Source organism: Nonomuraea phyllanthi, assembly GCF_006334985.2.
In the GTDB taxonomy this organism is placed as follows: Bacteria; Actinomycetota; Actinomycetes; order Streptosporangiales; family Streptosporangiaceae; genus Nonomuraea; species Nonomuraea phyllanthi.
The window spans coordinates 23,119-36,931 of the sequence record NZ_VDLX02000042.1; the positions used below are offsets into that span (position 1 = coordinate 23,119).

Below are 13,813 nucleotides of genomic sequence, written 5' to 3' on the forward strand. Positions count from 1 at the left end.
CGATCGACACCTGTCGCAAAGTCGGGATGGTCATATGAGAGTTCTGGGGATAAACGCCATCGGGCACCACGACGCGTCCGTTTGCCTCATCGAGGACGGCCGCGTGGTGGCTTTCGCTGAAGAGGAGCGCTTCATACGGGACAAGCACGCACGCGGCCGGCAGCCGGTCAACGCCGTCCGCTGGTGCCTGGACTCCCGCAGCCTCACCTGGGCGGACATCGACGCGCTCGCCACCCCCTGGGTGGAAGAGGAGTTCGGATCGGTGGCCCCGCCGGGATATCACGCGGACATCAGCTTCGGCGAGCGTGAACTCGGCGCCGACTGGGCTCGATGGCCGGTCAATATACGCGAGTTCGCCGCAATGGCGGGGTGTCGTAGTGGGGTGGTGCCGCTTTTTCAGGTGTCTCATCACCTGGCACACGCGGCGAGCGCGTACTGGTGCTCCGGCTTTGACGAGACGGCGATTCTCGTGGTCGACGGGGAGGGGGACAGGGTCGCCACCACCCTGGCCCACGGTGATGGCGGGCGGATATCCGTGCTGCGGCAATTCTCGACGGTGGACTCGCTGGGGCAATTCTACGCCTGCCTGACACGTTTTCTCGGTCTCGGCAGTTTCGGAGAGGGCAAGTTGATGGGGCTCGCGCCCTATGGCCGCCCCGTCCTCGAGTTCCCGGAAATAGAGCTGGACCCTGACGGCTACCGTCTCCGCCTCGATCCCGGCCTGACCCGGTGGGACCCGGTGGGGACCACGTACCGATCCGTGATCGAGGCCTGGATACGGCGGCTCTCCGAGCGGTTCGGAGAGCCGCGGGAGGCGCGCGAACGCGGGCTCCCCACTGCGCTCGCGGACTGGACACAGCAGGATCGGGACATGGCGGCCTCTGGGCAGTTCGCCCTGGAAGAGGCGCTGGTCCATCTCGCGGAGCTCGCGTTGCGGCTCTCTGGCAGCCGGCGGCTGGTGATAGCCGGTGGTGTCGCTCTGAACTGCTCGGCCAACGGCCGTCTCGCCCACCTCCCCGGCCTTGAAGGGTTCTTCGCGCAGCCGGCGGCTGGTGACGACGGCGCGCCGATCGGAGCCGCGTTGCACGCCAGCGTCATGTGCGGCGTCCCCCCGGTCAACGAGCGCCTGACCTCGATTTCGTTGGGACCCTCGTTCGGTGCGGACACCTGCGCCAAGGCGCTGTCGGACGCCGGGCTGGCCTATCGGGAACCTGGCGACATCACGGAGGCAGCGGGGGAGTACCTCAGCCGGAACGAGGTCGTGTGCTGGTTCGAGGGACGTATGGAGGGCGGTCCGCGGGCACTGGGCCAGCGCAGCATCGTCGCCTCACCCGCGTTGGCCGCGACCAGGGACAGGGTCAACGACATCAAACGGCGGGCCCGATGGAGGCCACTGGCCCCAAGCCTCCGGCGGGAGGATGCGGGCGCGCTGCTGGAGCGCGGCGGTGACACACCGTTCATGATCGTGGCCGACCGCATCGCGGCCGACTGGCGAGAGCGGGTTCCCGGCGTGGTGCATGCGGATGGGAGCGCACGGCCGCACACTGTGGATCGTGCAGTGCAACCCGCGTACTGGTCGATGATTGATCATTTCCAGCGGCGTACAGGGCTGCCCGCGGTGATCAACACCTCGTTCAACGACGAACGCGAGCCCATCGTCTGTTCGCCGGAGGACGCCGTCCGTACTTTTCTGCGCAGTGGCGCCGACGTCCTGTGCCTCGGACCCTATTTGGCCCACAGCCCTTCTCCCGAGACCGGGAAAACTGACGAAAGGCACTGATCTCCATGCCGCAGGCTTTGGACGAAATGAACTGGAACGAATCCTACGAGAGCGCGATTCCCGTACTCGATGACGCCGAGGCCGCGCGACTGTCGATGGCGCGGGAACTCCTGACCGATTGTCCCGATGATGACGACAGGGCGGCCGCGGCGCTGAAGTCGCTGGTCGGCGAGGGATTCTTGATGGACACCGTGCCGGCGGAACATGGTGGCCGCGACGCCTCCGTCAGTTATGCGGCGCGCTTCCTGGAAATGCTGGCTGCTAAGAACGGATCGCTCGGCTGGCTCTTCACCATCCAACAGGGGCTGCATTTCTTATTGCCCACCGCCACCCATGGCAGATGCGGGGAGTACTTCACCGACGTGGTGCGGCAGGGGGCCCTCTTCGCCGGGTCGCACAGCAGGTCCGGCCTGGCCATCAGAGAGGCAGCAGACGGCGTCGAGCTGGATGGCATCCTCCAGTACTGCTCAGGAGCTCCCCTCGCGACCTGGCTGACCTGCACAGCCAGGATCCCGGTGTCGGGCGAGGCCAGGGGCTGCACGATGATGATCGACGCGCGGCAGCCGGGCATCTCCTGCGAACCGGCCTCCTACCTTCACTCCATGCGCGGCTCTCTCACCGGAATCGTGCGGTTGACGAATGTCCGCGTTCCCTGGGAACGCGTGTACTGGTTCTCTGACCTCGGTGATCCGGCGAATCGGCCTCAGTCCTGCCGGTACTACGGCGCATGGCAATCCATACTCATGCAGGGCGCGGTCTTCCTCGGCATAGCTCGCTGCGCGCTCTCTTACGCCCACGACCAACTGACCCGCAGGCGCTCGGCCGCCGACCCCGCCAAGCGATTTTCCGGCGATCTGGCGATCGGGCTGTCCACGGCGGAGTTTCTGCAGGCCCGGAGCCTTTTCTACAATCGCGTACAAGGACTGGAGCAGGCCGCGCTGGCAGGCACGGAGCAGCGGGAAGCCTCCCGTCCCTGGCACGCGGCCATCCTGAGCACGGTGGCGTCTCTGGCCTATTCGTGCGTCTCCCGGCTGGTCGAACTGCTCGGCGGGTCGGTGCTCGTGACAGGCAATCCGCTGGAGCGGTGCTGGCGCGACCTCCAACTTGCCCGCGTCGCAGAGGGCACAAGGCAGCCCGCCGTGAACCTGGCCCTGGGCACGTTCATCATGGAGCAGAAGCAGTAGCGACAAGACTGCGGAGATCATCACGAGCTATGCCGTCTTCGAAACGCCTCAGCCCAGCGGACGTGAGCTCCAACCGTAGGTCCATTCGCGCACTCCATCCGAGATATCGCGAGACACGATCGTCCCTGTGAACGGTGAATTCTCCTCGCCGAATCGCTGACCTTTCAAGGCGAGGAAAGGCAGAGCGGACGCCCGGTCCGGGGCAGTTACACGCCCGTCTGAGCATGGAGCACCTCGCCCTGTCCGCGACAAACCACAGAACGAGAGATAGGTGAAGTCAGTGGATCTGCCGGAGCAGATGGGCTCACTGTCGCTTGAGTTCCCGGCCCGCCGTGTCGACAGCGGCCCGCTCGCCTGGGCTCAGAAGGGCATGTGGAACAATATTCGCGCCATCGCCCCTGATGATCAGCATCTCAACGTGACGCTGACTTTGGACGCGCCTGATGGCGGCTCCTCGGTCGACCGGGTGCTGACGGCGCTCCGTACCCTGGTCGCCAGGCACGACGCGCTGCGTACCACATTCCGTACCGGCGACGATGACCAGCCGCTCCAGATGATCGGAGGGCAGGGCGCGATACCAGTCACCCTGGCCGCAGGACCCGAGGCAGCGCGCCGACTGTGCGATGCGCAGTCCGGTCTCGGTGCCAGACGCTTCGACCTGGCGGTGGACCTGCCGTTACGCGTGGGCCTGGTGATGGTAGGTGACAGGGTGCGGACCGTAGTCCTGTGCCTCTCGCATCTGGTCGTCGACGGCTGGGCGAACCAACTGCTGCTGGACGAGCTCGCGGCACTGCTGGCCGGCGCGCGTGAGTTGCCGCCGGTGACCAGGCAACCCATCGAGCAGGCCCGCTACGAGCGGGAAGTGCTGGCACCTCGTTTGGGCGATCGTGTGGCGGCCTACTGGCACAAGGTGCTGAGCGCATGTCCACCGTCGGCTGACGCCTTCGCCCCAAGGGCTGAGCCGATGGCGCCACGGTTCTGGCAAGGCGACTACTTGTCCAAGGCGTCCCTACACGCGTCCCAGATGCTGGCCGCCCGGCACGGGGTGAGCCAGGCGTCGGTGTTCCTGGCTGCGGCAGCACGTGTCCTTACCGTGTACGCGGGCCGTGACACGCTTCCGGTTCTGCTCCGGGTGAGCAACCGGTTCGCTCCCGAGGTCAAACGGTCTGTCCTCTACCTGTGCCAGAACACCCCAGTACTGCTGGAAAACGGGGGAGCTCCGTTTCCGAAGCTGGTCCGCTCAGTGCACCTGGCGGCGTTGAGGGCCTATCAATGCAGCCAGTACGACCCGGACCATGTCAAAGCCGTACTGGATGAGATGCACCAGCCGATCGTCATTCCGGATCTGGTCACCCTGAACGTGGTCTCCCAGGGCGCGGCCATTGACGGCGACCCGCGATGCCCAGATGGAGCAGGGCCACGGGACCTCCTCCAGGACAGCTCGTTCACGTGGCGGCGCCGGTTCGAGAACGAGAGGATCCGATTGTTCCTGAGCGTGTTCGGCGGGCTCTCATACCAAGTGATCGGGGACACCAGTTACTTTCCGCCTGAGCAGATAAAAGCCACGGTCCAGCTCATCGAAGCTACCTTGGTGGACGAAGCCGAAAGGGACGGGCGATAGGTCGGCAGCGCCGATCCGCCATCACGTGAATCTTGGTGGTCATGCCGCCTCGCGGCATGTCGATGGACACACGCTCATCGTCTACTCCGCGCCCTCGACTCCCACGCCCATCCCTTGATCGGCGGGATGGCGTCCATGGACGGTCTCCCATGACCCGAAACGCGAAGGTAGGTCTTGCCATGGCACTTTCGCACGAGTGCGCCACAGGATGTGGTGGCTCTAACCTCGGGGATTCAGCCGAGGGAGCCAGCTTTGCCTGAAACATGAGAAAAGGTGCCCCTGACCTGCAAGGATCTGGGTGTCGACGCCATATCCAGTGCAGAAGCCGGTGCACCTTTCTGGTGAACGAGCGTACCGGTCCGGGTGGGACCGTCGGCTGTCTGTCACAGCCGACGGAAAAGGGCTGGTGGGTCATGCGGGAGCGATGCTGCTGCACAAGATCGCCGACCGAGTGGGGCTGACCGAAGCGTTCGGCGCGCTATGGCCGACCGGACAAAGCACAACCTGGCGCGACCGCGCTCACGTCCTGGTCGCCCTGGCCACAGCGATCGCATGCGGCGCGCGGAGCCTGCTGGAAGCCGAACGGCTGCAAGCCCACCAGGCAGCGTTGTTCGGAACAGCGCCCTCGGACTCCACCACCCACCGCACCCTGGCCGACCTGGACAAGCCGATGCTCGCCCGCATCGCCAAGACCCGGGCGAGAGTACGCCGCCACGTCTGGCAACTGCTGCACCTGCGCCCGGGCGGCTTCCCCTGGCTGACGGTGGCCGGCAAACGGCTACGCGGATGGATCGTCATCGACATCGATGCCACCATCATCACCTCAGCCTCCGACAAGCACGGCGCGGCGGTCACGTTCAAGAAAACGTACGGCTTCCACCCGCTGGCCTGCTGGTGCGTCCCGAACTCCTGCCAGGCCAAGATCCTGGTCCGCGTCGACGGCGCGGGCGCCACCCACGACTTGCTGACCCACCTGGAAGGGCTGAACACCACCCGCCGCACGGTGCGTTACCTGGTCGGCTGGACCATCACCGGCCTCGACGAGCAAGCCATCGCCCACCTGCCCGCCCCGCCTGGCCGCCCACGCCCGCCACCGCCACCCGCGCATCGAGCGCACCTGGCCCTGGGCCCGAGCATTCGTCCTGGCCTGGCAGCGCCTCACCGACCTGCCCGCTCTCACCTGAGAGCCGGACCCGACCACGACGATCCAGGAAGGAACCTCATCCGGGCCCGTGGAACCCGGCGCCCCCGCAGCGTCACGCGACGGCCCACCCCCACCGCACCGGGGACATTACGGGCAAACAGCGGAGCCGCTCACACAGCACAGCCCACTGAAGAATCGAGGCTAACGGGAAGGGTGGTCGCCTGGCGGTCGCTGCCTCATGAGCAGCCCTTCCGCCTCCCAGCGGGTCAGCTTGTCCGGTGCTATGCCCTGTTCGGCCGACAGATTTCCGTCAGGCGTGGCCGCCAGCAGCGACAACAATTCCCGGTCTTCGGCGTAGGCGTGCAGGTAATCGCTGTAGTAACCGTGCGCCGTCAGTGCGCACCAAGGCGGGATGCCATAACCGCTGCCCCCGTGCGTCAAAGGCGTCCCGGTACGCCGTCCAGCCGCCGAGCCGGCGAACACCTCGTGATACCCGGCGACCGTGGCCCGCTCGCTGTAGGTGGCGTCGACGAACTCGCGAAAGCGCTGGGTATCGAAGGACTTCTCGTCGAGCAGCAGGGCCGCCAGCAGCCCCGCGCATCCGCTGATGTCGCCGTAGTCGACCTTGGCGACCAGTTCGTCCGGGAGAACGGTCCGCTGGGCGCCGACGCGGCTGACGATGGTTGGTGTCCCGCACATCTGGGATTCCACCGAGACGTTGCCGAACGCCTCGACGAAGTTACCGATGCACAACGTCAATCGCCCGAGCGAGAAGTACTCCGGCATGCGGTCCGCCGATATCCACGGATGTACGTGGAGAAGCCGCCCGAGGTCGTTCTCGATCGCGTACTTCTCCGCCTCCCGGTAGAGAGTTTGATATTCGTGGCCGGATTCCTCTCCTACGAGCTCCGAGTCCATCCAGCGCGGCACGAGCAGGCGTAGCCGGGCGAAGATCTCGAGTGGCAGGTGCTCACGGGCGGCGGCGATCACGGAGATGGCCTGGAACAGGCCCTTGCGCGGGTCCGGGCGATGCGGAAAGAGAATGGGCACCCAGTCGGGACGTATGCCCAGTTCGGATGCCATGCGAGAGGAGTCGACCGGACGAAACACCGACAGGTCGAAGCCGTTTGGGACGACTTGGACGGAGGCCGCATGCTTGTCCGAGAGCCGGGAGAGCGTGGCGGACATGCATTGCCTGACATATTCGGAAATGGCGATGAACTGTCGCCCGCGGAAGGAGAAGACGCCTTCCAACGTCGTCGGGTAGACGAAATCCTGAACCCCCGAGACCACCGGCACGTCGTCGTATATCTGGCTGAACACCAGCTCCGAGTCATGGATGTAGAAGACGTCCGAGTCGCTCGCCGCCGTACGCAGCGTCTCCGCGATGGAGGCGAGGTGATAAGGCGCGGTGTAGTACGGCTCAGGGAAGGTCTGCTTGAAACGGAGCGACGGGTGCACCCGCGCGCCGGGGGCCAGTTCGAAGGACCGCGCGTTGTCGTCCCGCAGGGTGCAGTAAATGTCGCAGTCATGCCCCTGGTCGGCCAGATGACGGACGACGGAGATCAACGTTCGCTGCGAGCCGCCGTGAACATGCCGGGGGAACACCGGGCCGAGTGAGAAAACGGCCACTTTCATGACGCACCGAACCTGCCGATGAGGCGGCCGTCGCCCTCCCCCGCATGGGGCCGGCTCTCCTGCATCCCGCCCGGCGTGACCCTGACGAACCGGGCCACCGCCTGCAACGTCGGCACGTCGGGAGCGCCGCAGTAGCTGAGCCCTGATTGCACCCCGCCGGTGAGTTGCCGCAAGACGTTACGCAGCGGGCCGGTCGCCGGGAAGGCCACCTCCACGCCTTCGGGTACGTAGTCATCGAAGTCCTCGCGGGACACCGCCAGCCCCTCCGCCCGGCGGAGCGTGAGACGCATACCGAGCGAGACATAACCGGTGGACGACCGGACACTGTGGCCATCGTCCTCGCCTGGCACGGCCGCGCTCTCCTCCGTACCCGCGAGCGCTGAGCCGAGCATCACCGATGCCGCTCCGGCGGCGAGCACCTTGGTAATGTCCCCAGCCTTGCGGATGCCGCCGTCCGCCACGATCGGCACGCCGAGCTCCCGGCCGGCCGCGGCGCACTCCAGCACCGCCGTGAACTGGGGCACGCCAACCCCGGCGACGGCTCGGGTCGTGCAAACCCCGCCGGGGCCGATGCCGACCTTCACCGCTCCCGCGCCGGCCGCGACGAGGTCTTCCACCCCCTCGGCGGTGGCGACGTTGCCAGCCATGATCGGCAGGTCGGGGTAGCGCTCGCGCAACAGGTGGACCGCGTTGAGCGAAAGCTCCAGGTGTCCATGCGCGGCGTCCACGAGCAGCACGTCCGTCTCGGCGTCCACCAGCGCCTCCGCCCGCTTGACGAAATCGTCGGCCACCCCTACCGCGGCGGCGACGAGTAGCCTGCCATCACCGTCGACAGACGGCGGTACGCCGAGCGAGCCGCTCCCATCAGTGGAAGCCCGCTTCACCTGCCGGACCTGATTCGCCTGATCGTCGATGGTCTGCATCCGGTGAACGCAGCCCATTCCGCCCAGCCGGGCCATGGCCACGGCCATCGCCGTCTCCGTGCACCAGGGCACGTTCGAGGAGAGGATCGGGATCGACAGGCGCAGGTCGCCGACAATCGTCGAGCTCAAATCGACGTCGCGCCTGCTTCGCACAGGGCTGCGCCGCGGCACGAGCAGGACGTCCTCGATCGCCAGGGCCGTCGGAATGGCCTCTGTGCTCCTCAGAGCCGAACGGGACCGGTCACTCATGAGACATGTCTCCTCACTGTCAGGCCGACCTCGGCCGGATCGGCTGTGATGCCGCTCATTTGCGCGATCTCAGGTAGGAACTGCCAGAACGCCGGATGTTCCGGGTACGTCGCGTGCAGCATGACGAGACCGGTCACATCTCGCACTGGTGGTCGATTGAGTGGGCAGACGATTCGGTAACGGGCAGGGTCGAGGACCGTCACCTCGCCTTCCGCCGCCAGCGCCTGCATGACCACTGCGACCGCCCCCTGCTCATCGTGATACTTCACCTCGTCAGGGGCGATCGACTCTTCCCACCAATCGAATTCGGCATCGAGCAGGGGCGTGAGATCGCAACCCGGAGCCTGGCCCACCAGGCCGGCGTTGATGGGCAGAAAGCGGGACGGCAGTTTCCCGCCGAAGTTCCCGTACGGCCACAATGCCACGAACTCTTCACTTGACACCAGATAGGAAGGGCCACCATGGGCCAGGAAACGCCGCAGCTCGACCGGCTCGGCCAGCAGAAATATGTCAGAGTCAATACGCAATTCGGCCCTGCCGGCATCGACCCGGGGCATGGGCGCCCATTTACGCCACGTCGCCTCCGGCCGGAGGTAGCGGGATCGCGGCGAACCGTCCAGCTGCCGCACCTCGGCCTCGACCAGCAGATGCGCTGTGACGAACTCGGGATCGTCCGCGTAAACGACATATTCCGCGGTCGAACCAAGGAATCGCTGAAACGACCCGATGCTGTGGCTGAGCATGTAGCAGCCCTCGATGGTCGGATTCCAGCTCGCCCACCGGCAGATGACGTCGGGCTTCATTCTTGTACCCCCGAGCTTGATGCCTGACATTGAAAAGAGCGGATCGATCTTGATTCGCGGTGATCGTACATGGTCCCGGTGCTCGACTGGATAGTGGCCTGTGCGCCATGGCTGTGGTTTCTACCGCAGAAATGTGTTGGCCCATGCCAGCAGCGAATAGATGCTCCAGATATCGGACGGAAACGCGCCTGGCGCCAGGCGGTCTTCCGGGGTGATCAGTTTTGGCAGCCATCGGCCGGGCCGAAGCCCGAGTTGATCCTTGTCCGCCAGCCGTCGCAGATCAGCCACGACGACCTGGAGCGGCCCCGCCAGCCACGCGGCCATGGGTAGCGAGAACGGGCTCTTCGCGGCCCGGGCGGCGGCGGGGATCCCGAGGCCCAGAGCCAGGGAACGCAGTGCGACTTTGTCCGCCTCCGCCGAGAACTTGCGATTGGCGTGCATGGACAGCCCATGCTCGACGACGCGGTGATCGAGGTACGGATATCTGCCTTCCACCGAGTTGGCCATGCATATTTTGTCGCTCCGGGCCAGCAACGTACTGGGGACGAAGCCCCGCAGGTCATCCCGGCCGTAGCGGTAGAGCAGCTCCGTCCCCGAACCCTTGGGCTCGACGTTGACCGCCGCAGCGTGCAGCACCTCGATCGTCTCGGCGTCGCTGCGTCCCAGCACTCGCGTCAGCGGTAGTTCGGCCGGGCCGTCGCCGGGTAGTCGCAATTCCGGCCACAGGCCCCCGTCATCGAGCGACTTCAGCAGCCGGCGGCCGCCGATCCACGGCCGTTCCCCGGCCATCGAGCGGCGGTACTGCGCGTAGCCGCCGTACAGTTCGTCCGCTCCCTCACCGGACAGGAGCACCCGAATCCCGCGACCTGCCGCCTCCGCCGAAATGCGGTCGAGCAGCGCCGCCGTCGGGTCACAGATCGGCTCCTCCAGAGTCTCAACCGCCCGCGTAGCCGTCTCCAGATAGCTGTCGGCGGACAGGCGCACGACGACATGCTCGACACCGAGTCGGCCGGCCAGCGCGGCGGCGGCGCCAGCCTCGGAACGGGTGCCGTCCCCCGCGATGGGAAAGTCGATGGTGAAGGTGGTCAACGGCCGGTCGGTCCACGTACGGTGCAGGGCGGCGATGACGGCGGAGTCCAGCCCGCCGCTCAGGCACAGGCCCACTGGCCCGTCCACGGAGCCGCCTTGCCGGCTGACGGTCTCCCCGAGGAGCCACGGAAGCTCCGCACCGGAGTGGGCGGCCTCGGCGGGACGCTCCGGAAGGCTCCAATACCGGTGCTCGCGCACTCGGCCGTCCTGGATCACCACCTGAGTGCCTGGGTTCACCTTGTAAATGCCGTGGAAAGCGGTCAGCGGCGCGGGAACGAACTGGTGCTGAAGATAGAGGGCGATGCCGGCGGTGCTCGCGGTGGTCGGCTCGGAGCCGACCGCCAGCAGCGGCCGGATTTCGGATGAGTAGGCGAGCCGTCCGCAGATCTCGGCGACGTACAGCGGGCGGATGCCCAGCCTGTCCCTGGCGAGCACGACGGACCGCGAACGGTTGTCGATGACGGCGACGGCGAAATCGCCGACCAGCTCTTTCCACAGGCCGGTGCCGCATTCCTCGTACAGGTGAACAATCACCTCGAGATCTGAGGTGCTGCGGAAACGATGGCCTCGGCCCAGCAGGTCACGGCGTAGTTCGGGGTAGTTGTAGATTTCGCCGTTGCCGCATACGGCGATGGATCCGTCCTCGCTCAGCAATGGCTGGTCGGCGGTCGGCCCACCTCGGACGGCGAGACGGCGTACGACCATCGAACCAGCGGGTGAATCGTACGTGCCCGCGGAATCGGGTCCGCGATGGACCATCCGCCGGGCCATGGTGACCAGGAGCGCCGCGTCCTCCGGACGTTTCGGGCCGGTGAACCCGGCGATCCCGCACATCCGTCAGCTTCTCGTTCCGTGCCCGGCCGGGCACGTGCGGTCATGCATCGCCGGCCAGAAGTTCGGCGTACAGGCGGGCATAGTCGGCCGCCATCCTGGCGCGGGAGAAGCGGGTCTGCGCCCATTCCCGGCACGCGAGAGAGCTGAGCCTGCCGACCTGGCGAAGGGCGACGGCCATCTCCTCAGGGGTGGCGCGCAGCCAGCCGGTGACCCCGTTGGCCACCACCTCCGGTACGGCTCCACTCGGGACTGAAACCACTGGCGTGCCGCACGCCTGCGCCTCCACCAGCACCTTCCCGAACGGCTCCTCCCATCGGTACGGCATGAGAAGGGCACGCGCGTGGCGTAGGAGCTGTTTCGCCTGTGAGCGTGAGGCGGGCCCGTACCAGACAACATCATCGCCGAGCGCCGGTGCCACCTTCCGCTCGAAGAACTCTTGATGTCTGTCGAGCAACTGCCCAGCGATGACGAGGGGGACTCTTGCGATCCGTGCGGCCTCGATGGCGAGGTCGACCCCCTTCTCCGGGATGATCCGGCCGAGGAACAGGACGTAATCCTGTTTGTCCGCCCCATAGGGAAACCCTTCGACGTCGATCCCGTTGTGCACCGTCCCCACGAATGACAACTCCGGCAAGAGCGTACGCATCCGATGACTGATCGCCACGAATTTGGTGGCTCGCATCACCCGCTCGCCCAGGCGGTGGAATTGCTCGGTGAAGTCGGCGTCGAACAACCAGTTAGCCCTGGTTACCGTGGGCCACCGGATGGTGTGGGCCAGCAGAGCGCCATATTTCGACTCATTGTTGTGAACGATGTCGAACTTATGTGAATTTGCATATTCGATGGCCGCCTCAACGTGCGTGCGTGGGTTCGTTGGGCTGTACGCGGGCGGTGTGGGGAAATGAAAGGCAAGAGGGAGTCCGACGGCCGAGTCGCCGGTGGCGAAAACCGTGACGTCGTGCCCCGCAGCGGCGAGCTCGACGGACAGATCGTACGTCACCTCCTCAGCGGGGCCGAAACCGTCCGGTGGAGTCCTCGCCCAGCAACTGGAGATCTGCAGGATTCTCATCTCGGCCTGGTCACCCGACTCCGGTCAGCGCGGCCATGTGCCTGGCGACGGGTACCGTTCCCCGCAGTTCCGCGGCCTCGACGGCGGCGAATATCGTCGCCATCGTTCCGAGATTGTCGGCCAGCCGCGTGGCGGGCGCGGGGCCGCCGGAGATCCAGGTGACGAACTCGTCGATGACCGCCCGATGCCCCGTGAGAGGCGGTGCGGTCACCGGTACCTCGCTCTCCACGGTTCGGTCGGGGCCGTGAACGGTGACGAGCACGGAGGAGTCCACCACACGCAGGGTCCCTCCTGCGCACTCGGCCCGGTAGCTCTCCCGTTTCCAGCCGTCCTGCTGTCCTGCCGCCACCGCGCTCGCCTCGTAGAGGAACCGGGCCGAGGACGGGAAGACCCCTCCGACCAGAGCGCATGGCGCCCCTGAGAACGAGGTCGCATGACCCGGCCGCCACTCGTCCGCCCACACCGACTCGGGGGTCTCCCCGGTGAGATGACGAATTTGGTCGAAGTGGTGCGCGCCTGCCTCGAAGAGGGCGGCGTGCGGATGGTCGTGCCGGTTGCCGCCCCAGCTCCGCGGCTCCCGGTAGTCGACTCGGAAGCGCGCCACAAGCAGGTTGAGCGGGCCGAGACCGCCGTCGGCGAGCACCGATCTGGCCGTCCTGATAGGACCGTAATGTCGGTAATTCTGCATCACCTGTGCCTTCACCCCGGACGACCGGACCGCCCGAACGATGTCGGCTGCGGCCTTGGGATCGCTCGCGAGCGGCTTCTCCGTGAGAACGTCCAGTCCGCTTTCGGCCGCCGTGCAGATCGCGTCGCGATGGCACTCCGGAGGCAGCACGACGACGGCGGCATCGACGTCGAGCCCCTGGCGGAGCGCCCGAGCCGCCTCGTCGATCGAGCGGAAGGCGGCGGACCGGGGCACGCCCAGTGCGGCCGCACGGTCCGACAAGCTCGTCGCGTCCTGGTCGACCAGAGCGGCGACCTTGGCCCGGTCGGCCACGGCGGGCAGGAAATGCTCATGCCATACCCCGGCCCACCCACCAGCGCCGAAAACCAGCAAACGCAGCGGTGACCGGCGATTGCCACTCACGCCCCGCTCCCCATGCGACCGGCCACGGTTGAGGTGTTCCGGCATCATTCTCCGCCCTTCCGTTCGATGATCGGCCAGGCTTGTGCCACTCAGGACGTTCACCGCCCTAACCGCAGAGGCCAATACTCCGGCACCGCGCCACAATCGAGAACGGTAGATGAGCGACCGGGAGCCGTTGTCTCGCCGGCGGGACACTCGGCGGGTCACGTCCACGGACGTGGTGTATGAATCGATCTTCGCGTGATCCTGTTTCTGCAGGTTAAGCGGTAAGTGTCTGCGGGAGTAGGTTCTGGGCTGGTGTGTCGCCAGGGATCACGCGGATCCGGGCCTTGGCGAGGATGTCCAGGCCCATGTAGCGGCGGGCTTCGACCCATTCGTCGGTCTGCTCG

The 13,813-nt window shown here is 66.4% G+C and carries 10 protein-coding genes and 2 pseudogenes; 4 read left to right on the forward strand and 8 right to left on the reverse strand.

The annotated features are described in order from the left end of the window. The first annotated feature begins 34 nt into the window (after positions 1-34). The 3 genes from FH608_RS50430 to FH608_RS50440 all read left to right on the forward strand — a co-directional run bounded on the left by FH608_RS50430 (position 35) and on the right by FH608_RS50440 (position 4,585). The gene (locus FH608_RS50430) at positions 35-1,780 is read left to right on the forward strand and encodes a carbamoyltransferase family protein (protein ID WP_139638341.1); all 1,746 of its coding nucleotides are present in this window, start codon (positions 35-37) and stop codon (positions 1,778-1,780) included. Positions 1,781-1,785: 5 nt separating this feature from the next. Then, entirely contained in the window at positions 1,786-2,964 is a 1,179-nt protein-coding gene (locus FH608_RS50435) for an acyl-CoA dehydrogenase family protein (RefSeq protein ID WP_139638342.1), read from the forward strand. Between the two features lie 280 nt (positions 2,965-3,244). Then, positions 3,245-4,585 carry a condensation domain-containing protein gene (locus FH608_RS50440; RefSeq protein ID WP_139638343.1) on the forward strand — a complete coding sequence of 447 codons (1,341 nt, stop codon included), beginning with the start codon at positions 3,245-3,247 and terminating at the stop codon, positions 4,583-4,585. Between the two features lie 81 nt (positions 4,586-4,666). Here FH608_RS50440 and FH608_RS54675 read toward each other — a convergent pair whose 3' ends face one another. Then, positions 4,667-4,795 (reverse strand): transposase, encoded by a 129-nt coding sequence (locus FH608_RS54675; protein ID WP_139638352.1) that lies wholly within the window; start codon positions 4,793-4,795, stop codon positions 4,667-4,669. 214 nt (positions 4,796-5,009) lie between these two features. Between FH608_RS54675 and FH608_RS50450 the strand changes: the two are divergent. Then, positions 5,010-5,420: pseudogene (locus FH608_RS50450) on the forward strand (IS1380 family transposase); the annotation flags it as partial. 510 nt (positions 5,421-5,930) lie between these two features. On the opposite strand, the gene FH608_RS50455 reads toward FH608_RS50450, so the two are convergent. The 7 genes and pseudogenes from FH608_RS50455 to FH608_RS54790 form a co-directional block, all read right to left on the reverse strand. Then, a complete protein-coding gene (locus FH608_RS50455) occupies positions 5,931-7,367 on the reverse strand; it encodes a glycosyltransferase family 4 protein (RefSeq protein WP_139638344.1) in 1,437 nt (478 codons plus the stop codon). Then, on the reverse strand, positions 7,364-8,539 hold the full coding sequence (guaB, locus tag FH608_RS50460; protein WP_226900712.1) for an IMP dehydrogenase: 1,176 nt from the start codon (positions 8,537-8,539) through the stop codon (positions 7,364-7,366). Before guaB ends, FH608_RS50455 begins: the two co-directional genes overlap by 4 nt. Further along, entirely contained in the window at positions 8,536-9,342 is an 807-nt protein-coding gene (locus FH608_RS50465) for a hypothetical protein (protein WP_139638345.1), read from the reverse strand. The genes guaB and FH608_RS50465 overlap by 4 nt, the downstream gene beginning before the upstream one ends. 120 nt (positions 9,343-9,462) lie before the next feature. After that, positions 9,463-11,265, reverse strand: coding sequence for an asparagine synthase (glutamine-hydrolyzing) (gene asnB, locus FH608_RS50470; protein ID WP_139638346.1), 1,803 nt, complete (start codon positions 11,263-11,265; stop codon positions 9,463-9,465). A gap of 40 nt (positions 11,266-11,305) precedes the next feature. Then, positions 11,306-12,265 carry a glycosyltransferase gene (locus tag FH608_RS50475; RefSeq protein WP_193319102.1) on the reverse strand — a complete coding sequence of 320 codons (960 nt, stop codon included), beginning with the start codon at positions 12,263-12,265 and terminating at the stop codon, positions 11,306-11,308. 79 nt (positions 12,266-12,344) lie between these two features. Beyond that, positions 12,345-13,526, reverse strand: coding sequence for a Gfo/Idh/MocA family protein (locus FH608_RS50480; protein WP_139638349.1), 1,182 nt, complete (start codon positions 13,524-13,526; stop codon positions 12,345-12,347). Between the two features lie 157 nt (positions 13,527-13,683). Next, positions 13,684-13,813 (reverse strand): annotated as a pseudogene (locus FH608_RS54790) (IS256 family transposase); the annotation flags it as partial.

Coding starts and splice junctions, on each gene's coding strand:
- guaB (WP_226900712.1), bottom strand. CDS start 8,539: ATGAGTGACCGGTCCCGTTCGGCTCTGAGGAGCACAGAGGCCATTCCG.
- asnB (WP_139638346.1), bottom strand. CDS start 11,265: ATGTGCGGGATCGCCGGGTTCACCGGCCCGAAACGTCCGGAGGACGCG.
- FH608_RS50455 (WP_139638344.1), bottom strand. CDS start 7,367: ATGAAAGTGGCCGTTTTCTCACTCGGCCCGGTGTTCCCCCGGCATGTT.
- FH608_RS50435 (WP_139638342.1), top strand. CDS start 1,786: ATGCCGCAGGCTTTGGACGAAATGAACTGGAACGAATCCTACGAGAGC.
- FH608_RS50465 (WP_139638345.1), bottom strand. CDS start 9,342: ATGAAGCCCGACGTCATCTGCCGGTGGGCGAGCTGGAATCCGACCATC.
- FH608_RS50430 (WP_139638341.1), top strand. CDS start 35: ATGAGAGTTCTGGGGATAAACGCCATCGGGCACCACGACGCGTCCGTT.